16 protein-coding genes are annotated in these 18,661 nt (G+C 69.6%); 8 read left to right on the top strand and 8 right to left on the bottom strand.

The features are described from left to right. Nucleotides 1–131: 131 nt before the first annotated feature. Entirely contained in the window at nt 132–929 is a 798-nt protein-coding gene (locus tag L687_RS24545) for an IclR family transcriptional regulator (protein WP_046398856.1), read from the bottom strand. Nucleotides 930–1,017: 88 nt separating this feature from the next. Between L687_RS24545 and hutH the strand changes: the two genes are divergently transcribed. The 3 genes from hutH to hutI are packed head-to-tail and all read left to right on the top strand — an operon-like array spanning nt 1,018 to nt 5,437. After that, on the top strand, nt 1,018–2,559 hold the full coding sequence (hutH, locus tag L687_RS24540; protein ID WP_021198447.1) for a histidine ammonia-lyase: 1,542 nt from the start codon (nt 1,018–1,020) through the stop codon (nt 2,557–2,559). Then, the gene (gene hutU / locus L687_RS24535) at nt 2,552–4,261 is read left to right on the top strand and encodes a urocanate hydratase (RefSeq protein WP_021198446.1); all 1,710 of its coding nucleotides are present in this window, start codon (nt 2,552–2,554) and stop codon (nt 4,259–4,261) included. The genes hutH and hutU overlap by 8 nt, the downstream gene beginning before the upstream one ends. Before the next feature lie 12 nt (nt 4,262–4,273). Then, nucleotides 4,274–5,437, top strand: coding sequence for an imidazolonepropionase (hutI, locus tag L687_RS24530; RefSeq protein WP_021198445.1), 1,164 nt, complete (start codon nt 4,274–4,276; stop codon nt 5,435–5,437). A gap of 85 nt (nt 5,438–5,522) precedes the next feature. On the opposite strand, the gene L687_RS24525 is transcribed toward hutI, so the two are convergent. The 4 genes from L687_RS24525 to L687_RS24510 are packed head-to-tail and all read right to left on the bottom strand — an operon-like array spanning nt 5,523 to nt 10,598. After that, a complete protein-coding gene (locus L687_RS24525) occupies nt 5,523–7,388 on the bottom strand; it encodes a glycogen debranching N-terminal domain-containing protein (RefSeq protein ID WP_021198444.1) in 1,866 nt (621 codons plus the stop codon). Continuing rightward, complete coding sequence (locus L687_RS24520; protein ID WP_021198443.1) at nt 7,385–8,227, bottom strand: carbohydrate ABC transporter permease; 843 nt, start codon at nt 8,225–8,227, stop codon at nt 7,385–7,387. Before L687_RS24520 ends, L687_RS24525 begins: the two co-directional genes overlap by 4 nt. Further along, complete coding sequence (locus L687_RS24515; protein WP_021198442.1) at nt 8,224–9,345, bottom strand: carbohydrate ABC transporter permease; 1,122 nt, start codon at nt 9,343–9,345, stop codon at nt 8,224–8,226. The genes L687_RS24520 and L687_RS24515 overlap by 4 nt, the downstream gene beginning before the upstream one ends. 2 nt (nt 9,346–9,347) lie before the next feature. Further along, a complete protein-coding gene (locus L687_RS24510; RefSeq protein WP_021198441.1) occupies nt 9,348–10,598 on the bottom strand; it encodes a sugar ABC transporter substrate-binding protein in 1,251 nt (416 codons plus the stop codon). A 150-nt stretch (nt 10,599–10,748) separates the two neighbouring features. Between L687_RS24510 and L687_RS24505 the strand changes: the two genes are divergently transcribed. Continuing rightward, nucleotides 10,749–11,753, top strand: coding sequence for a LacI family DNA-binding transcriptional regulator (locus L687_RS24505; RefSeq protein WP_021198440.1), 1,005 nt, complete (start codon nt 10,749–10,751; stop codon nt 11,751–11,753). Between the two features lie 15 nt (nt 11,754–11,768). Here the strand turns inward: L687_RS24505 and L687_RS43215 are convergent, their stop codons facing one another. Then, nucleotides 11,769–11,897 carry a hypothetical protein gene (locus tag L687_RS43215; protein ID WP_021198439.1) on the bottom strand — a complete coding sequence of 43 codons (129 nt, stop codon included), beginning with the start codon at nt 11,895–11,897 and terminating at the stop codon, nt 11,769–11,771. Between the two features lie 535 nt (nt 11,898–12,432). Between L687_RS43215 and L687_RS24500 the strand changes: the two genes are divergently transcribed. The 4 genes from L687_RS24500 (at nt 12,433) to L687_RS24485 (ending at nt 16,367) form a co-directional block, all read left to right on the top strand. Beyond that, the gene (locus L687_RS24500; RefSeq protein ID WP_021198437.1) at nt 12,433–13,209 is read left to right on the top strand and encodes a Rossmann-like and DUF2520 domain-containing protein; all 777 of its coding nucleotides are present in this window, start codon (nt 12,433–12,435) and stop codon (nt 13,207–13,209) included. After that, nucleotides 13,206–14,105, top strand: coding sequence for a pantoate--beta-alanine ligase (gene panC / locus L687_RS24495; RefSeq protein WP_021198436.1), 900 nt, complete (start codon nt 13,206–13,208; stop codon nt 14,103–14,105). Before L687_RS24500 ends, panC begins: the two co-directional genes overlap by 4 nt. Then, nucleotides 14,102–14,971 (top strand): 3-methyl-2-oxobutanoate hydroxymethyltransferase, encoded by an 870-nt coding sequence (gene panB / locus L687_RS24490; protein ID WP_021198435.1) that lies wholly within the window; start codon nt 14,102–14,104, stop codon nt 14,969–14,971. Before panC ends, panB begins: the two co-directional genes overlap by 4 nt. Before the next feature lie 127 nt (nt 14,972–15,098). Next, complete coding sequence (locus L687_RS24485) at nt 15,099–16,367, top strand: hypothetical protein (protein WP_021198434.1); 1,269 nt, start codon at nt 15,099–15,101, stop codon at nt 16,365–16,367. A 115-nt stretch (nt 16,368–16,482) separates the two neighbouring features. On the opposite strand, the gene L687_RS41740 is transcribed toward L687_RS24485, so the two are convergent. Both L687_RS41740 and L687_RS24480 read right to left on the bottom strand, forming a co-directional pair. Next, entirely contained in the window at nt 16,483–18,180 is a 1,698-nt protein-coding gene (locus L687_RS41740) for a glycosyltransferase family 2 protein (RefSeq protein WP_235045206.1), read from the bottom strand. A gap of 178 nt (nt 18,181–18,358) precedes the next feature. Beyond that, complete coding sequence (locus L687_RS24480) at nt 18,359–18,637, bottom strand: helix-turn-helix domain-containing protein (RefSeq protein WP_029260145.1); 279 nt, start codon at nt 18,635–18,637, stop codon at nt 18,359–18,361. Nucleotides 18,638–18,661 lie beyond the last annotated feature (24 nt).

Here is an 18,661-nt window from a genome sequence, read left to right as displayed (position 1 = left end):
CGCCGGACTCCTTTTAGACAAGAAAGCCACCCAATGCTGGGTGGCTTTCTTGCGTTGTGCTCGAGGAGAGCACGAAGAGCCATCCCTCGTGGGGTGGCTCTTCTGCGTTAACACGACCGTCGCAACGCCGGTCAGCGCTTCAAGCGTGCCTCGAGCATGGCCGCGCACTCCTGCACAGCGGCAGCGAGCAGTTCCTCATCTAGATCCGCACGGCCCCACGTCACCGCCACCGCGGCAACCGGCCAGCCGGCAGCGTCGAGAACCGCGGCGCCCACACTGCGCAGCCCGTCCGCGATCTCACTGTTCTCCGTCGCATATCCCCTCGTCCGCACATCGCGGAGCAGTTCGCGCAGTTCGCGCGGCGTGCGAGGTCCGAGTCCCGTGCGATCGGGGAACGCCGAGACGTCCGGATAGAGCGCCCGCACCTGCTCGCGGGGGAGCGCCGCCAGCATCGCGCGGCCCGAAGCCGTGAGGTGCGCGGGAAGCCGCACACCCACATCCGTCACCAACGCCGGTCTCCGAGGTGCGCGTTCCTCGACGACGTACAGCACATCCCCACCGCTCATCACCGCCAGGTGCGCGCTCTCCCCCAACCGGTCCGAGAGCGCAGCCACCAGAGGACGGCCCCTTCGCGCCAAAGGCTGTTGGCGGGTGTAACCGCCGGCGAGCTCGAAAGCTGAGGTGCCGAGCCCCCAGCGTCTCTCCTCGCGCAGGTGCAGCACGAATCCGTGAGCGGCCAGGGTGGTGAGCAGATGATAGACCGTGGACCGGGGCAGTTCGAGCTCGCGCGCGATCGCCGACGCCGCCACGGGTGCGGGCCGTCCGGCGAGATAGCTCAGGATGCGGAGCGTGTTCTCCGCCGCAGGCACCTGCGCGGTCGGCTGCTGCGCGGTCAGCGCTTCCACCGCCGGGACCTCGACCTCCGGCATCTGCGGGGTCTTCGCGTTGTCTGGGATCACAGACACAGCATCGCACGAACAGGTGTCCCCAGCCACACGTCGGGTGTGGAATCGAACCATGACTGAACTCGCCCCCGTGCTGGTCGGAGCGGCCCCGCTGTCTCCCGCCGATGTCGTTGCCGTCGTCCGTCGCAACGCGCCCGTGCAGCTCGACGCGGATGCGCTCGCGCGCGTCGCCGACACCCGTCGCGTGATCGACGGCCTCGCGGCGGACCCGAACCCGCACTACGGCGTGTCCACCGGGTTCGGCGCTCTCGCGACCACCTTCATCGCCCCCGACCGTCGCATGCAGCTGCAGGCCAGCCTGATCCGCTCGCACGCCGCGGGCACCGGGGCCGAGGTCGAGAGCGAGGTCGTGCGCGGACTCCAGCTCCTGCGGCTGCAGACCCTCGCCTCCGGCCGCACTGGCGTGCGTCCGGTCGTCGTCGAGACCTACGCCGCGCTGCTCAACGAGGGCATCACGCCTGTCGTCCGCGAGTACGGCTCGCTCGGCTGCTCCGGCGACCTCGCACCTCTCGCCCACATCGCCCTGGCTGCGATGGGGGAGGGAGAGGTCCGCGATGCATCCGGCGCACTGCTCCCCGCCACCGAGGCCCTCGCCGCCGCCGGCATCGAGCCGCTCACCCTCGTCGAGAAGGAGGGGCTCGCGCTCATCAACGGCACCGACGGCATGCTCGGCATGCTGGTGCTCGCACTCCACGACCTCGAGACGCTCCTGCTCACCGCCGACCTCGCCGCGGCGATGTCGGTCGAGTCGCAGCTCGGCACCGACGCGGTGTTCGCGGCTGACCTGATGGCGCTTCGTGCGCAGACGGGTCAGGCCGAATCCGCCGCCAACTTGCGCGCATTCCTCGGTGACTCCCCCATGGTCGCGAGCCACAAGGGGCCCGACGACGGCCGGGTGCAGGATGCCTACTCGCTGCGCTGCTCGCCCCAGGTGCATGGCGCCGCGCGCGACACCCTCGCCCATGCGACACTGATCGCCGGACGCGAGCTCGCCAGTGTCATCGACAACCCCGTCATCACCCTCGACGGACGCATCGAGTCGAACGGCAACTTCCACGGCGCTCCGGTCGCGGCGGTCCTCGACTTCCTCGCGATCTCGGTCGCCGACGTCGCCTCGGTCTCCGAGCGTCGCACGGATCGCGCGCTGGATCCGGCCCGCAGTCACGGGCTTCCGCCCTTCCTCGCAGACGAGGTCGGCGTCGACTCCGGCCTCATGATCGCGCAGTACGCGGCCGCCGGAATCGTCTCCGAGCTCAAGCGCCTCGCGGTGCCGGCATCCGTCGACTCGATCCCCTCTTCCGCGATGCAGGAGGATCACGTCTCCATGGGATGGGCGGCCGCCCGCAAACTGCGCCGGGCGATCGACGGCCTCGGCCGTGTGCTCGCGATCGAGATCCTCACCGGCGCCCGCGCCCTCGACCTGCGCGCCCCGCTGCAGGCCGGACCCGCGACCGGAGCCGTGCGCGACCTGGTTCGCACCGTGGCCGACGGCCCCGGACCCGACCGCTTCCTCTCACTGGAGATGGAAGCCGTCACCGCCCTCGTCCAGTCGGGCGACGTCGCCCGCATCGCAAAGGAGCACGCTCATGGCTGAGTCCACCGCATCCGACACCACCGCATCCGACACCTCCGCATCCGACGCTCCGGTCTCGGGACCCCGCGTCGTCCGGGCCGCCCGGGGCAACCAGCGCACCGCGAAGAGCTGGGGCGCGGAAGCCGCCAAGCGCATGCTGATGAACAACCTCGACCCCGAGGTGGCCGAGCACCCCGAAGACCTGGTGGTCTACGGCGGCACCGGCAAGGCCGCCCGCAGCTGGGACGCATACGACGCGATCGTGCGCACCCTCGACGAGCTCGAGCCCGACGAGACCTTGCTGGTGCAGTCGGGCAAGCCGGTCGGCGTCTTCCGCACGCACGAGTGGGCACCGCGTGTACTCATCGCCAACTCGAACCTGGTCGGCGACTGGGCGACCTGGCCGGAGTTCCGCAAGCTCGAAGAGCTCGGCCTCATCATGTACGGGCAGATGACCGCCGGATCCTGGATCTACATCGGCACGCAGGGCATCCTGCAGGGCACCTACGAGACGTTCGCCGCCGTCGCCCGCTCGCTCGGCCGCGACTCGCTCCGTGGCACGCTCACCCTCACGGGCGGAGCCGGCGGGATGGGCGGTGCCCAGCCGCTGGCCGTGACCATGAACGACGGGGTGGTGCTGATCGTCGACGTCGACGAGTCCCGTCTCATCCGGCGCGTGGAGCACGGCTACCTCGACGAGTACACGACCGACCTCGACGCGGCCGTCGCCCGCGTGGTCGCCGCCAAGGAGGCGGGCGACGCCCTCTCGGTCGGCGTGGTCGGCAACGCGGCCGAGGTGTTCCCCGAGCTGCGGCGTCGCGGTGTGCCGATCGACATCGTGACCGACCAGACCAGCGCCCACGACCCGCTCGCCTACCTCCCGCTCGGCATCGCCGTGGCGGACTGGAAGGCGGAAGCCGAGCGCGACCCCGAGGAGTTCACCCGCCGCTCGCGTGCGTCGATGGCCGCTCACGTCGAGGCGATGGTGGCGTTCCAGGATGCGGGGGCCGCGGTGTTCGACTACGGCAACTCGATCCGTGCCGAAGCGCAGCTGGGCGGTTTCGCCCGTGCGTTCGAGTTCCCCGGATTCGTGCCGGCGTACATCCGCCCGCAGTTCGAGGAAGGACGCGGACCGTTCCGCTGGGCAGCGCTCTCCGGCGACCCGGAAGACATCTACAAGACCGACCGCGCGATCGCCGAGCTCTTCCCCGAAGACGCCGCCCTGCACCGCTGGCTCGAGAAGGCCGGCGAGAAGGTGCACTTCGAGGGGCTGCCCGCCCGCATCTGCTGGCTCGGCTACAAGGAGCGCCATCTCGCTGGACTCAAGTTCAACGAGATGGTCGCGTCGGGCGAGCTGTCAGCTCCGATCGTGATCGGGCGCGACCACCTCGACTCCGGCTCGGTGGCGTCGCCGTACCGCGAGACCGAGGCGATGAAGGACGGCTCCGACGCGATCGCCGACTGGCCGCTGCTGAACGCCCTACTCAACACGGCCTCCGGCGCCTCGTGGGTGTCGCTGCACCACGGCGGCGGTGTCGGCATCGGCCGCTCCATCCACGCCGGTCAGGTCACCGTCGCCGACGGCACGGAACTCGCGGCCGAGAAGCTGGAGCGCGTGCTGACGAACGACCCGGGTACCGGCGTAATGCGTCACGTGGACGCCGGCTACGAGCACGCCCGCGAGGTCGCCCGCGAGCGCGGCCTCAAGGTCCCGATGCTCTGACAGGCTCAGGACATGGCAACGCTCATCACGAACATCGCGGAACTGACCACAAACGTCGCTACGGGTGACGACCCCACCGGGACCCTCACCGATGCCGCGGTGCTGATCGAGGGCGAGCGGATCGCGTGGGTCGGCGCCGCCGCGGAGGCGCCGACCGCCGACGAGGTCGTGGACGCCGGGGGTCGCGCGGTGATCCCGGGCTTCGTCGACAGCCACAGCCACCTCGTCTTCGGGGGCGATCGTGCCTCCGAGTTCGAGGCGCGCATGGCGGGGCAGAAGTACGCCGCGGGCGGCATCCGCTCCACCGTCGCCGCCACCCGCGCCGCGAGCGATGACGAGCTGCGCGCACGTCTGCGGGGCTTCCTCGACGAGATGCTCGCACAGGGCACCACGACGGTCGAGATCAAGAGCGGCTACGGGCTGAGCGTCGCCGACGAGGAGCGCCTGGTGCGCCTGGCCGCCGAGGTGACGCCCGAGGTGACATTCCTCGGGGCGCACGTCGTCCCGGCGGAGTACGCCGACCGCGCCGACGAGTACGTCGATCTGGTCACGGGTCCCATGCTCGACGCCTGCGCTGCGCACGCGAAGTGGATCGACGTCTTCTGCGAGACCGGTGCGTTCACGGTGGCGCAGTCGCGGCGCGTGCTGGAGGCCGGCATCGCGCGCGGACTCGCGCCCCGCGTGCACGCGAGCCAGCTCGGCCCGGGCGAGGGCGTGCGGCTGGCCGTCGAGCTCGGCGCGGCATCCATCGACCACGGCACGTACCTGACGGATGCCGACATCGATGCCCTCGCCGGATCCGACACCGTGCTCACGCTGCTGCCGGGAGTCGAGTTCTCGACGCGGCAGCCGTATCCGGACGCGCGCCGTCTGATCGACGCGGGAGTGACCGTAGCGCTGGCGTGCGACACGAACCCGGGCTCGAGCTTCACCTCATCGATGCCGTTCTGCATCGCGGTCGCCGTGCGCGACATGGGGATGACCCCGGCCGAAGCCGTGTGGGCGGCGACCGCCGGCGGCGCGAAGGCGCTGCGTCGGGACGACATCGGCGTGATCGCGCCCGGTGCCAGGGCCGACCTCGTGCTGCTGGGCGCACCGACGCGCATCCACCTCGCCTACCGTCCGGGAGTGCCGCTCGTGCGCACCGTCTGGAAGGACGGCCGGACGATCGGCTGAGGCCGAACCCCGCCGACCGCCCAACCGCCGACCGCCCAACCGCCGACCGCTCAGCCGATCGCCCCGCTCAGCCGATCGACCCGCTTCAGCTCAGAGCCTGCGCGACGACGACCGCGGCTGCGGCCGACCATGCCTGCGGGCGGCAGGCCGCGGGATAGGGAAGGGGCGCGCCACCGGGAACGAGGGCATCGCCCGCGTGCAGCTCGGGAACGCGGTACTCGAAGCCCTCCGCGAGGTCGAGCAGCTGCTCGGCGACCATCCGCGCGTCGGTGTCGAGCCCGGCGCGCATCATGCCGTGCACGGCGATCGCGGTGTCATGTGCCCAGACGCTGCCGCCGTGATAGCTCAGCGGCCAGTAGCCGGCGGCTTCGGTCGACATCGTGCGGATGCCGTAGCCGCTCGACATGCTCGGTGCGGTCAGCAGCGCCGCACAGGCCTGTTCCTCCTCCGGGTCGAGGATGCCGGTGCCGATCAGGTGTCCGATGTTGCTCGTGAGGGTGTCGACAGGGGCGCCGTGCGCGTCGAGGGCGATGGCCGGGTAGCGGCCCTCGGGCGTGGTCACCCAGTAGGCGGCGCGGAAGCGTGAGCGAAGATCTGCGGCCCACGTACGGAGCTCGGCCGCGCCGGGTTCACCGAACGTGTCGAGCAGGTCGGCACCACGGATGGCGGCTTCGTAGGCGTAGCCCTGCACCTCGCTCAGCGCGATGGGGCCCTCGGCCAGGCGCCCGTCGCGCCACTGGATCGAGTCGCCAGAGTCCTTCCACCCCTGGTTCGCGAGGCCGTGGCCCGACTCGTCCGCATAGTCGATGAAGCCGCTGCCCGACGCGTCGCCGTGCACCGTCATCCAGGTGAGCGCCGCCCGAAGAGCCGGGAGCAATGCCCGCACCTCGCGCTCGGACATCCCCTCGGCATGGGCGTCGGCGAGCAGGCAGACCCAGAGCGGAGTCGCGTCGACGGTGCCGTAGTACAGCGGCGGCAGATGCACGCCCTCGTTGGGCAGCGAGAGGGCGCCGCTCCGCAGCTCGTGCGCGATCTTGCCCGGAGCCTCGGCCGTCGACGCATCGTGCGCGGTGCCCTGCAGGCGCGCCAGCACGCGCAGGGTGGAGGCCGCCATGTCGGGGTCGATCGCGAGCGCGAGCCGTGCGGCCCAGAGCGAGTCCCGTCCGAACAGCGTGAAGAACCAGGGCGCTCCGGCGGCGTAGAACGCGTCCTCCGGGTGCGCGGGCAGGGCGAGGCGGAGCGCGGAGAGATCCGCGGCCGCCTGCTTCATCCAGCGCGCCGCGCGCGAGTCGGCGGGAACGGTCGGCTGCGGCGCGCGCGACGGCAGCGCGGCGGTGACGACGAGGGAGGGGTCGTCGAGGTCAACCGTCCAGACCACGGCGGCAGAGCCTCGCGGTGGGACCACCACATCCCACCGCAGCACCAGGGCGTCTCCGTCCTCGGCCACCGTGGCCTCGGGGGCGGTGAGCGCGAACGACGCCTCTCCCGCGCGGCAGACGGATCCGTCCCAGGTCCAGGCCGCATCGGCGGCGAGCCCGGCCTTGACCTGCTGCATCGGCGCGAAGCCCGGGACCATGCGCACGGTGAGGGTCATCGGAACCGGGGTGCCGAGGTGTGACGCGACCGTGATCCGCTCGGAGAAGGCACCGGCGGCGACCCGCCGGTCGCGATCCATCCGCACCTTCGGATCGGCCGATTCGTCGTCGAGCCCGCGGAGCAGATCCGTCAGGAGCGCCTGCTGCGGCACCGGCGACGTGCATCCGATGGATTCGAGCGCGGTGCCGTCGACCGTGGTCTCGATGCTCCGGATGTGTCGCACGTCGCCGTGGTAGATGCCGTGGATCGGAGCGGTGCCCATGCGGCCGACATCGTCGGACCATGCCTGGGTCGGTGCCTCGAGCATGATCACGGCGTCGTCCAGCAGCGGCTGGAGGGGCGGGGTGGGGGTCATTCCTTGACGGCTCCTTCTGTGGAGTTCATGATGCGGCGCTGGAAGACGAAGAACATCACGGCGACGGGGATCGTCATGATGAGTGCGGCCGCCAGCTTGAGCGGGTACTGGGTGCCCTGGCTGAGTCCGCCGCTGGCCAGGGATGCGACGCCCTTGGTCAGGGTCGTCAGGGCGGGGTCGTTGGTGGACACGATGAAGTGGCTGAGCTCGTTCCAGGAGCCCTGGAACGACAGGATCACAATCGTCACGAGCGCCGGCGTCGCCATCGGCAGCACCACCGACCAGAACAGCCGGAACGTGCCGGCACCGTCGATGCGGGCCTGCTCCTCGACCGACTCGGGGATCGACTCGAAGAAGTTCTTCATGATGAACACCCCTGCCGCGTCGACGAGCAGCGGCAGGATCATCCCGGCATACGAGTTGAAGATGCCGAGCTGGTTGATCACGAGGAACTTGGGGATCAGCAGCACGACGGTCGGCACCGACATCACGGCGACCAGGGCGGCGAAGACGACACCCCGCCCGCGGAAGCGGAGTCGAGCCAGTGCGTACCCGGCGAGCGAGTTGAAGAACACGCGCCCGGCCGTGACGAAGATCGTCACGATCGCGCTGTTCACGAACCACGAGGGGAAGTCGGAGTTGCGGAACAGGCGCTCGTACGCGGCGAACGTCCACACGTCGGGGATGAGCGTGATCCCACTGGACGCGGCATCCTCATCGGTCTTGAAGCTCGTCGCGACCTGGATCAGGAAGGGATAGATGTAGATGACCGCGAGGATGATCAGCAGCGCGTAGAGCGCGATCTGCCAGGTCAGCTGCTTCGACGAGAGCCGCCTCATGACGAGGCTCCCTTCGACGAGGACGATGACGCGTACGAGGACGAGGACGCGTACGCGCGGATGCGACGCTTCGAGACCGGCCGATCACGCAGCACCCATCGCTGCAGGAGCGTGAAGATCACGATGATGACGAACAGGATGAACGCGATAGCCGCTCCCTGCCCCCACTCCTGGTTCTGGAACGCGGTCTGGTACGAGAGGTAGGCCGGGGTGAGCGTGGTCTTGCTCGGTGCTCCCCTGGTGCCCGTGTAGATCTGGTCGAACACCTGCCAGCAGCCGATGAGGCCGAGGGTGAGCACGGTGAACAGGGTCGGGCGCAGCTGGGGCAACGTGATGCGCCAGAACCGCTGCCAGCCGTTCGCGCCGTCCATCATGGCGGCCTCGTCGACGTCGGCGCCGAGGTTCTGAAGACCGGCGAGGAAGATGAGCATGAACGTTCCGGAGGTCGTGAAGATCGCCATCAGGATGTACGCGCTCATCGCGACAGAGGGGCCGGCGAGCCATTCCCACCACGACACTCCGAGCGTGCCGCCCTGGGTGAGGGCCGCGGGGCCGGCATCGACGCCGACCGTGCCGAGCGCCAGATGCAGGATGCCGCGTGGATCGTTGAACCAGTTGGGGCCGTTGATGCCGAACCAGGAGAGCACATCGTTGACGGCTCCGCTCGAGGTGAACAGGAACATCCACAGCACGGTGATCGCGACGGTGCTGGTCACGGAGGGGAAGTAATAGGCGGTGCGGAAGAATCCCCGGCCGCGGAGCATGGCGCGGTTCACGAGGATCGCGAGGAACAGCGCGAGCGCGGTCTGCAGCGGGACGACGAGCAGCACGTACCAGGCGTTGTTGCGCAGCGATGTGCCGAAATCCTTGGTCGCGAGACCGCCGTCGGTGAGGACGGCGGCGAAGTTGTCGGCGCCGACGAACGAGACCGAACCGGAGAGGGGGCTGCCGCGACCGCCCCAGTCCGAGACGCTCACCCAGAGCGCCATGAGGACGGGGATGAGGAGGAAGACGCCGAGGATCACGATCACCGGCGCCGTGAACAGCCATCCGGCTGCCGCCTCGCCGCGGCGGAGCCCGGAGGCCCTGCCGCGGCGAGGCGCTGCCTTGATCGCCATGGCTACTTGACGACCGCTTCGAGGTTCGACTGGACGGAGTCGAGGATCGTCTTCGGGTCGGACGTCTTCAGCGACTCGAGCTGCGAGTTGAAGTCGGCGATGACGTCGGCGGTCCCGGCCTGGTTCGGCGGGAACTGCGCGTACTCCGCGCCTGCGAGGAACGGCTCCAGCTCGGGGTTCGCCGAGGTCCAGTCCGCGGCGGCGGACTTGATGGACGGCATCGGACCGAATGCCTTCGAGAAGGCGAGCTGGCTGTCGGCGCTCGTCAGGTACTCGACCAGGTCGAGGGCGGCCTGCTGGTTCGGGCTGTCGGCAGCCATGCCCCAGCAGTTCGTGAACTGCAGCGTGCCCTTGCTGGCGGCGCCCTCGGGAAGCTCGGCGACCGTGTACTGCAGGCTGCTGTAGTCGTTCGAGAGCGCTCCGGTGATCCAGTTGCCCTCGATCACCATGGCGGCGGACTGCTTGCCGAGCGCTTCGCCGCCCCATCCGGCCCCGACATCCTTGGCGTACGCGAACGTGCCGTCGACGAGGTGCGACTTCACGTAGTCCAGGGCCTCGACGTTGGCGGCATCGTCGGCGATGACCGTGCCGTCGTCGACGAGACCGCCGCCCGCCTGTGCCATGAAGACACCCACGCGCTGGTACTCGGCGCCGAAGGCGAGACCGACGTGATCCGCGGTCGTGAGCTTCTGCGCCACCGCGGAGAGGTCGTCCCAGGTCTTCGGGAGGTCGGCGTCGGTGAGCCCGGCGTCGGTCCACATCTGCGTGTTGATGATGAGCGACAGGGTGGAGAAGTCCTTGGGCGCGCAGTAGAACGTGCCGTCGACCGTGAAGTTCTCGACGAGCGACGGGTAGAAGTCGTCCTTGTTGGCGAGTTCGTCGCCGTAGGCCTTGAGCGATCCGTTGGCCGCGTAGCCCGAAGCCTGGTCGGCGGAGAGGTAGAACAGGTCGGCCGGGTCGCCGGCGGCGAAGCCCTGCGACAGCTCCTGGTCGAGGTTGGTCGCGGTCTGCACCTTCGCCTTGATGCCGGATTCGGCCGACCAGGCGTCGACGGCGGACTGCACAGCGGATGTCTCGGCGTCACCGGACGAGCCGATCAGCACCGTGAGCGCGTCGTCGGAGGAGGTGAGCCCCTCGCCGTCGGCCTTGGTGTCGTCTCCGGCGAAACCGGAGCCGCAGCCGGTGAGCACGAGCGCGCTCGTGAGCAGCACCGCCCCGGTGCCGAGGACTGCGCGAGTGGTGTGCCGTGTCATGGTCTCTCTCCTTTGATGAGTCACTGCGGGCGACGGCCTCGGGAGGACCGTGCGGGTTCGTCGCAGAAATTTGAACGATCAAACTCTGCGTGGAATAGGCTAAGCGGGAGTCGCGGGAAGTGTCAACCCGGGCGTGAACGAGGAGGTGCGATGGCGAAGGCGCCGACCGTCGAAGACGTCGCCGAGCGCGCGGGCGTCTCCCGGCAGACGGTCTCGAACGTGCTCAACACTCCCGACATCGTCCGCCCGGCGACCAGAGAGCGTGTCATCGCGGCGATCCACGAGCTCGGCTACCGACGTCACGCGGCCGCGCGACAGCTGCGGTTGCGGCGCAGCTCGACGATCGGCATCCGCCTCGATCCGTACCTCGGCGGGATCTCCGGCGTCGTCCTCGACCGCTTCGTGCACGCGATCACCGAGCGCGCGAGCGAGCGGGGGATGCGGATGCTCGTCTATGCCGCACGCACCCGGGAAGAAGAGATCCAGAGACTGTCGGAGCTCTGGGAGGGGTCGGAGATCGACGCTGCGATCATCACCGGCACCTCGCGCGACGATCCGCGCGTGCGCAGCCTCGATCAGGACGGGCTGCCCTTCATCTCGTTCGGTCGGCCGTGGGGGGAGGACGACATCGCCGACCCGCGCCACCTCTGGGTCGATGTCGACGGCGCCGCGGGAACGCGCGCCGCGACCGAGCACGCGCTGACCCACGGCAGCAGCGTCGCGTTCCTCGGATGGCCGACGGGATCGGGCACGGGTGACGACCGGGAGCGCGGCTGGCGCGAGGCGATGGCCGCGGCAGGAGTCCAGGGCGCGCGGTTGACGGCGGAGGAGGGGGTTCCGTTCGCCCGCGCCGTCGTCGATGCGGCGCTCGCCGCGGGGCCGGCACCGGATGCCCTGGTGTGCGCCAGCGACTCGCTCGCTGTGGGCGCGCTGCTGGCGGTCGCCGCCGCGGGGCTCTCGCTGCCGGTGATCGGCTTCGACAACACGCCGACCGCCGAGGCGCTGGGCTTCTCGAGCGTCGAGCAGCGTCCGGAGGATGTGGCGACGGCGGTCCTCGAACTCCTGATGGGGCCGACGGGCGAGATCGTCGCCCCGCGCACCCTGCAGGCGGGGTCGGCGCACGCACTGATCACCCCCGAGCTCGTCGTGCGCTGAGCGGCGCCCGAGCTTCTATGCCGCGCGGCGCATACGCAGCGCGAAGGCGATCCCGGCCAGTGCGATCACGACGATCCCGTACCCCACGCACACCGTTTCGAGGCCGACGACTCCGACCAGCGAGCCGGCGATGACCGCCGGCACTCCGAACGCGAGGCGGCCAGCAGGTAGATCACGGCGAACGTGTCGGCGCGCTGCGTCGCCGGGATCCGCGGTGCCAGCGACGCCACGACTCCCGAGAACGCCGTGCCGAATCCCATGCCCGTCACGGCAGCCGCGACGAGATAGAACGGCAGGGATCGGCCGGATGCTGACGCTGCGGCGTGACGACCTCGACGCGCTCTTCCCGGGTTGCTCGACTCGGTGCCGCGCGATTGAGAGGCGTGCGTATGGTGGAACCGTGGAAATCATGTGGTTCACGCTGATCTTTCTCGCGGTGCTCAGTGCCATCTCCATCGTCATGAGGCGAAGGAGCCGGAAGTAGCGATCGCTCTTCCTGCGCCTCTGGCGCCGTCGATCCCACGGAGGGCGAAAAGCCAATCTTCGAGCGAATTTATCGCGCAGATGAACAACCTTCCTCCGTGAAAGTGTTGTCGTTCTGCTCCCCGATTTGGATTGGATGCTGCGCGAGGCGGATACTTCTGGCACCCGAACCGCGTGATCCGGCCGGGGAATCGACATGCACGCATCCGCCTCTCTCGCACCAGGGACGACCATCGCCATCGTCGGCGCCGGCCGTCTCGGACGCGTACTCGTGCGGGCTCTACGGGCGGCGGAGATCGAGGTGCTCGGCCCGATCGGACGCGACGAACGGATCCCGGATGCGGATATCGTGCTCCTGTGCGTCCCTGATGCGGTCATTGCCGAGGCTGCGGCCGTGGCCCGGTCCCACACGCGCTTCCTCGGACACGTCTCCGGCGCGACTGCGCTCACGGATGTGGACTTCAGCCTCCATCCGCTGCAGACCTTCACCGGCGCGGAGGGCCCCGAGGTGTTCCGTGGCATCGGTGCCGCGATCGCCGGCCGCACACCAGAAGCGCGTCGCATCGGGGAACAGCTCGCCGTCGCCCTCGGTGCGCGTCCGTTCGCGGTCGACGACGCGCAGCGCGCGAGCTATCACGCGGCCGCGTCCTTCGCCTCGAACTTCGTCCTCACCGTGCTCGACGCCGCGGAAGGCCTGGCCTCGGCGGCAGGCATCCCCCACGACGAAGCGCGGGCGCTCCTGGCCCCGCTGGTCCGCCGGACGGTCGAGAACTGGGCGACGAACGGCGCCGCACCTGTCCTGACCGGGCCCATCGCCCGCGGCGACGAGGCGACGGTCGCGCGCCAACGCGCTGCCGCCGAAGAGCTCGACCTCTCCGATCTGTTCGACGCGCTCGCTGCAGCCACGCGTGCGATCGCCGCGCGCCCTGCTGCCAGCACCCCCATCACGAAAACCGAGGAGTCGCACGCATGAGAATCCTCCGCACGATCCCCGAGGTCCGGGCCGCGATCCGCGACGCCAGATCCGAGAGCAAGACGGTCGGCCTCGTTCCCACCATGGGCGCCTTCCACGACGGTCATCTCTCCCTCATGCGCACCGCGCGCGAAGGATCTGACCTCGTCGTCGTCTCGCTCTTCGTCAACCCGACCCAGTTCAGCGCCACCGAAGACCTCGGTGCGTATCCGCGCGATGAGGCTCGCGATGCCGCGCTCGCCGAAGCCGAGGGGGTCGACATCCTCTTCGCTCCGGACGCGTCCGAGATCTATCCCGACGGGTTCGCGACGAACATCCACGTCGCAGGTCTCACCGACGTTCTCGACGGCGCGAGCCGTGGGGCGCACCACTTCGACGGCGTCGCCACGGTCGTCACGAAGCTGTTCGGCATCGTCCGTCCCGACACCGCCTATTTCGGGCAGAAGGATGCGCAGCAGGTGCTCGTCGTGCGTCGCGTCGCGCGCGACCTCGATCTCGATGTGCGGATCGTGGCGTGCCCCATCGTGCGGGAGGCGGACGGACTCGCCATGAGCTCGCGGAACGTCTACCTCGACTCCGCCGCTCGTGCACAGGCGGTGGCGCTGAACCGCGCCCTCGACGCCGGGCTCGCGATACTCGAGGCGGGTGACCGCGACGCGGGCAGCATCCTCTCCGCCGCGCGCGACGTGCTCGGCGAGGCGGAGATCGACCCCGAGTACCTCGAACTCCGAGACGCCGAGACGCTCCGCCCCCTCGCTCGTGTCGACCGTGACGCCCTTCTCGCGGTCGCCGCGCACGTGGGCGCCGCCCGTCTGATCGACAACCACGTCCTGCGCGTCGCCGATGCCGCGGAATCCATCGACACGAATCCCACCGATACGGAGACTCGCGCATGAGTGCTCACGCCGATCCCCGCCCCCGCGTCACCCTCGCGACCCTCGCCGCGAAGAGGTCGGCTCGTGAACCCATCGTCATGGTCACCGCCTACGACCACCCGAGTGCGCAGATCGTCGAGGCCGCCGGCGTCGATATCGTGCTCGTGGGCGACTCCGCGGCGATGACCGTGCTCGGCTACGACAGCACGGTGCCGGTCACGGTCGACGAGATGCTCATGCTGACCGCGGCTGTGCGGCGCGGACTCACTTCTCCGCTGCTCGTCGGCGATCTGCCGTTCGGATCGTACGAGGCCTCCGACGAGATCGCCATCGCGACCGCGCAGCGCTTCGTCAAAGAGGCCGGCTGCGACCTCGTCAAGATCGAACGTGGCGGCACGACCGTCGACCGGGCGCGTGCGCTCGTGCAGGCGGGGATCCCGGTCGTCGGACATGTCGGGCTCACGCCGCAGACCGCCACCGCGCTCGGTGGATACCGTGCTCAGGGGCGCACCGCCGAGACCGCGCTGACCGTGATCGACGACGCCCTCGCGCTGCAGGCGGCCGGGTGCTCGATGCTCGTGGTCGAGGCGGTGCCCTCCGAGGTGACCGCCGCCCTCGTGCCGCGGCTCGACATCCCGGTGATCGGCATCGGCGCCGGTGCGGATGCCGATGGGCAGGTACTCGTCTTCCACGACCTGCTCGGTCTCTACGACGGCGGGGCCGCCAAGTTCGTGAAGCGCTACGCCGATCTGCGCGCCGCCGCGATCACGGGTGTCGAGGCGTATACGGCCGAGGTGCGCGCTGGCATCTACCCGGCAACGGAGCATGGGTACCGGATGCCGGAGGGCGAGGCGGCGCGTCTCGTCGAACTGCTCGCCGAACGGTAGATCGCGTGCGGCCGCGCGGCTGCTCGTCGTTGCGGCTCTCCTGCACAGCCTCCGTGTTCGACGAGTTGTCGACACCTCGTGCTTCCGGGGCGGGGAGTGCAGTCGGTGGCGCTCTAGCGTTGCGCGGATGAACCTCTCTGAGCATGTGCACGTGACGTGGGCACTTCACGTCGGGTTGTCTGTCGCCGATCGTCCTGAACTCACCCGAGTCATCCGCGTGCCACGCGACGCCCCCTCCTACTGGGTCGTGGAGGCGTACCGCCTCAGTCTCGGGCGCGAACCCGACGTCCCGGAGAGCGAGGAGGAAGCCGACCCGCCACCCCTCATCGATCTCCTGCCCTGGCGATGTCGCACGCAGCAGGTGTCGATCCCCGGCGTCGCCGAGTCGGTCGACGTGACGATCACCGGTCCGTTCGAGACCCGTATGGGCGATCCGCGGGTCACCGTCGTCGATGCGGGCCCTGCTGACGAGGATGAGCGGGTTCCGGGGGACTGGCAGACGCGACGACCGCCGTTCCGGGCGGAGCATGTGGAGTTCGAGCTCGCACAGCGCTTCGGACTCGTGCAGCCGCGCCTCGACCCGTCGATGGGGGGAGTGGTCGGCGACGCCCTGCGCGACCCCTCACCGCTGGCGTCGCTGTGCGAGTCGTTGAGTCCGGGGCGTCGACTGGCTCTTCTCGCGCACCTCGAAGACACAGGGCTGATCGACGCCGCACCGCCCGATTCGGTGACGGGTGATTCGGTGATGGCTGGTTCGACGACGGTGGAGACCGCGACGGAGGGGGTGCGGGCGCTGATGGCGCAGATCGGTGCCGACGGGGTCGAGCAGGATGCGGCGGACGGATGGCTGCCCCGCACGGTCGCAGCCCGCGCCGTCGAGGCCCTCGGCTGGCCGGACGCGGCGCCTCCCGGCCGGCCCGACCCCGCGGAGTCCCTGGTGCTGCTCGCACGTCGCACGAAGGCGGTCCGCCGGTTTCGCGGGCGCGTCATGGTCACTCACCGCGGGCAGGCACTAGCGAAGGGCGGGCTGGGTGCATTCGCGCGGATCGTCGAGGCCGTACGCGCGATCGGAAGAGAGGCGATGTTCCCCAGCGGGCAGCCGCGCACGGTCACCCTGGCGCTGCTGGCCGTCGCCGATGGCTCGGTCGCGACGTTCGATGAGCTTCCCGAGTTCATCGAACGCGGTGAGGCGGCCGTAGCGGAGGGGCGACGAGGCGGAGCATGGGGCTTCGAATGGTCGCTGCGATCGCGTCAGGAGGACGGTGCGGACCGCCGTTTCGATCACCGAGACGCGGCGGGGCGGGTGATCGAGATCCTGTGCGCACTCTCATCGCCGGGAGCGTTCGGCTCGATCACTCCAGCGATGCGCGTCGTCGCACGAGCGGCTCTGCGGTGACTCCGCTAGTGGCGGGCAGGGCTGACGGCGGGCAGGGCTGGTGGCGGGCAGGGCTGGCGGTGGGCAGGCGCGCAGATGCGGGGATGGTGAAGGAGAGCGCCGGAGTGGGGTGGTGTCAGCGGCGCCGCGCGAGTGCTCGGACCCGACGGACAGCGCGTCCGGCGAAGTCCTTGACGCGACCGCCCGGCCATTCGCGGCGAAGCTCGACCGTGCCGTCATCCCTGGCCGCGAGCGTGCAGCTTCGGCCGGCAAGCAGGGGCGACTTTCCCGCGCGGGCGAGCACCGCCGGGGCGGCGACGAGTGGCGTCTCGAAGGTCCATCCCGCGCGCCGGACCTTCACGGTCAGAGCGCCTCCACGCGATTCGTCGTCCGGGCCGAAGACCCTCACAGGGTCGATCGATACGCGGGCGGCGTCGAGGTTGCGAGGGTGGCGGCCTCCGATGCGGCGCTCGGCACTGGTCTCACCGTCGGTGAGGAAGAGGTCGACCCGATCATTGCGAAGCTCGCGGTCGGCGACGAGAAGCGTCTCCGGAAGGCCGTCGATCGTCGAGACGGGAAGCGAGGTCAGGCGCGTCACCTTCTTCTTCTTCTTGGAGACGGAGTTCCGGGGGACGGAGTTCTGGGAGACGGATGCCCGGGGGTCCGGGTCGGGGGATTCCGCCACAGGAACTTCGACGACCGTGGTTTCGAAGACGAAGGCATCATGCCCTTCGCTCGTGAGGGTCACGCGCAGCGTCAGGTGCAGGCCGCCTCCACGAGACCAGCGTGCCTCGGTCACCGCCGCGTGACAGGTGATCCCGGCCTCGAACTGCGCAAGCGCCAACAGGTCTTCGCGTCGATCGGCCCGGAGCAGGCTCGCGCGGATCCGATGCGGCAGGCCGAGACCGGCATCGACGCCCGGCCCGAACTTCTTCTGCACCAGGGGAGTGACGACGTCGAGCAGGCGGTCGCGGTAGTCGTCCGGATAGCGGGCCATCTGTCGACCGGAGAGCCGCTTCAGGATCTTGCCGCGGAACCAGTGCCGCAGAAGCCGGTCGCGTAGCTTTCCGGGCTCGGTGTGCGCCTCGACGAGGTCGAGCACCGTCTCGAGATGGGGGAAGTAAGATTCCGGGTCGATGCGAGAAGAGCTCGCGCTGCCCGGTTCTTTGACCCAGGCGTAGCAGGGTTCGCTCGCGAGGATCGAGATCGTCGACGCGGCGAAGTACGCCTGCATCACGAACAGGTGATCCTCGAGGCGCACCTTTCCTTCGGGGAAGCGGATGCCGTTCGCCCGAAGGAAGGAGGTGCGGAACATCTTGTGCGGGGTGAGCATCTCCAGGAGCGGGTCGGTTCCGAGGACCGCGTCGGGGACGTCGTGGCTGAAGATCCGGCTCGGCAGACGACGGCCGATGCCCACCTCGTTGCCCACGATCACATCGGACGAGTGCTGGTCGGCATAATCGCACAGCTTTTCGAGCGCACCGTCGAACAGGTAGTCGTCCTGGTCGACGAACTGCACATACGTTCCGCGAGCAGCGTCGACGCCGTGGTTGCGAGGCATGCCGGGCCAGCCGGAGTGCTCCAGCGACAGCACCCGCACATGGGGGCGGTCGCGGGCGATTGCTGCCAGACGTGCACCGGTGGGCTCGCCCGAGCCGTCGTCGCACAGGAGCACCTCGAGCGAGGCTGTGCCGAGGGTCTGTCGATCGAGCGACGCGATGAGGTCGTCGAACGAGGGCCCGGGCCGGTACACCGGGACGATCACACTCACGCGGATGTTGTCCGCGGATGCCTTGCTCTTCTCCGGCCGATCACTCTGTGACAAACGTCTCACTCCCCCAAGTCGACAATCCCCCGAGCTAAACACGACTTCCTGTGTGCGTCACCGGGCTTGCGCGACGGCCGGGCGTGTGCGCGGTTCACGCGACACGAGGAAGGGGGATCGAACGACGGGCGGCCGCGACGGAGAATTGGAGCAGAGGAGGGGACGAAAGCCCGTGCTCATCCGGAGCTCAGGAGGCGATTCTCTGCGCGCCCGAGTCTGCGGAGCGCGAGCCGACCTCGGCCCACACCGCATCCAACGAGAGGCACAGTACATCGGCCACTGCAGCGATGGTCGAGAAGGCCGGCGTGGCCACGCGGCCGGACTCGATCTTCCGCAGCGTCTCGGGGGAGATGCCGGCATCCAGCGCGACCGCCAGCATCGATCGTTCACCGCGTGCGCGGCGCAGCAACGCTCCCAGACGCTCGCCGCGTTCGACGTCGGCCGGGCTCAGAGGCATGCGGACCATCATGACGCCCATTCTAATACCGGG

This window comes from Microbacterium maritypicum MF109 (genome assembly GCF_000455825.1).
Taxonomy (GTDB): domain Bacteria; phylum Actinomycetota; class Actinomycetes; order Actinomycetales; family Microbacteriaceae; genus Microbacterium; species Microbacterium maritypicum_A.
This window is presented reverse-complemented; position numbering and strand designations above follow the sequence as displayed.

Excerpts from the sequence above, each read along its gene's own strand:
- L687_RS24545 (WP_046398856.1), bottom strand. The coding sequence starts at position 929 with ATGCCGGAGGTCGAGGTCCCGGCGGTGGAAGCGCTGACCGCGCAGCAG.
- hutH (WP_021198447.1), top strand. The coding sequence starts at position 1,018 with ATGACTGAACTCGCCCCCGTGCTGGTCGGAGCGGCCCCGCTGTCTCCC.
- hutU (WP_021198446.1), top strand. The coding sequence starts at position 2,552 with ATGGCTGAGTCCACCGCATCCGACACCACCGCATCCGACACCTCCGCA.
- hutI (WP_021198445.1), top strand. The coding sequence starts at position 4,274 with ATGGCAACGCTCATCACGAACATCGCGGAACTGACCACAAACGTCGCT.
- L687_RS24525 (WP_021198444.1), bottom strand. The coding sequence starts at position 7,388 with ATGACCCCCACCCCGCCCCTCCAGCCGCTGCTGGACGACGCCGTGATC.
- L687_RS24520 (WP_021198443.1), bottom strand. The coding sequence starts at position 8,227 with ATGAGGCGGCTCTCGTCGAAGCAGCTGACCTGGCAGATCGCGCTCTAC.
- L687_RS24515 (WP_021198442.1), bottom strand. The coding sequence starts at position 9,345 with ATGGCGATCAAGGCAGCGCCTCGCCGCGGCAGGGCCTCCGGGCTCCGC.
- L687_RS24510 (WP_021198441.1), bottom strand. The coding sequence starts at position 10,598 with ATGACACGGCACACCACTCGCGCAGTCCTCGGCACCGGGGCGGTGCTG.
- L687_RS24505 (WP_021198440.1), top strand. The coding sequence starts at position 10,749 with ATGGCGAAGGCGCCGACCGTCGAAGACGTCGCCGAGCGCGCGGGCGTC.
- L687_RS24500 (WP_021198437.1), top strand. The coding sequence starts at position 12,433 with ATGCACGCATCCGCCTCTCTCGCACCAGGGACGACCATCGCCATCGTC.
- panC (WP_021198436.1), top strand. The coding sequence starts at position 13,206 with ATGAGAATCCTCCGCACGATCCCCGAGGTCCGGGCCGCGATCCGCGAC.
- panB (WP_021198435.1), top strand. The coding sequence starts at position 14,102 with ATGAGTGCTCACGCCGATCCCCGCCCCCGCGTCACCCTCGCGACCCTC.
- L687_RS24485 (WP_021198434.1), top strand. The coding sequence starts at position 15,099 with ATGAACCTCTCTGAGCATGTGCACGTGACGTGGGCACTTCACGTCGGG.
- L687_RS24480 (WP_029260145.1), bottom strand. The coding sequence starts at position 18,637 with ATGGTCCGCATGCCTCTGAGCCCGGCCGACGTCGAACGCGGCGAGCGT.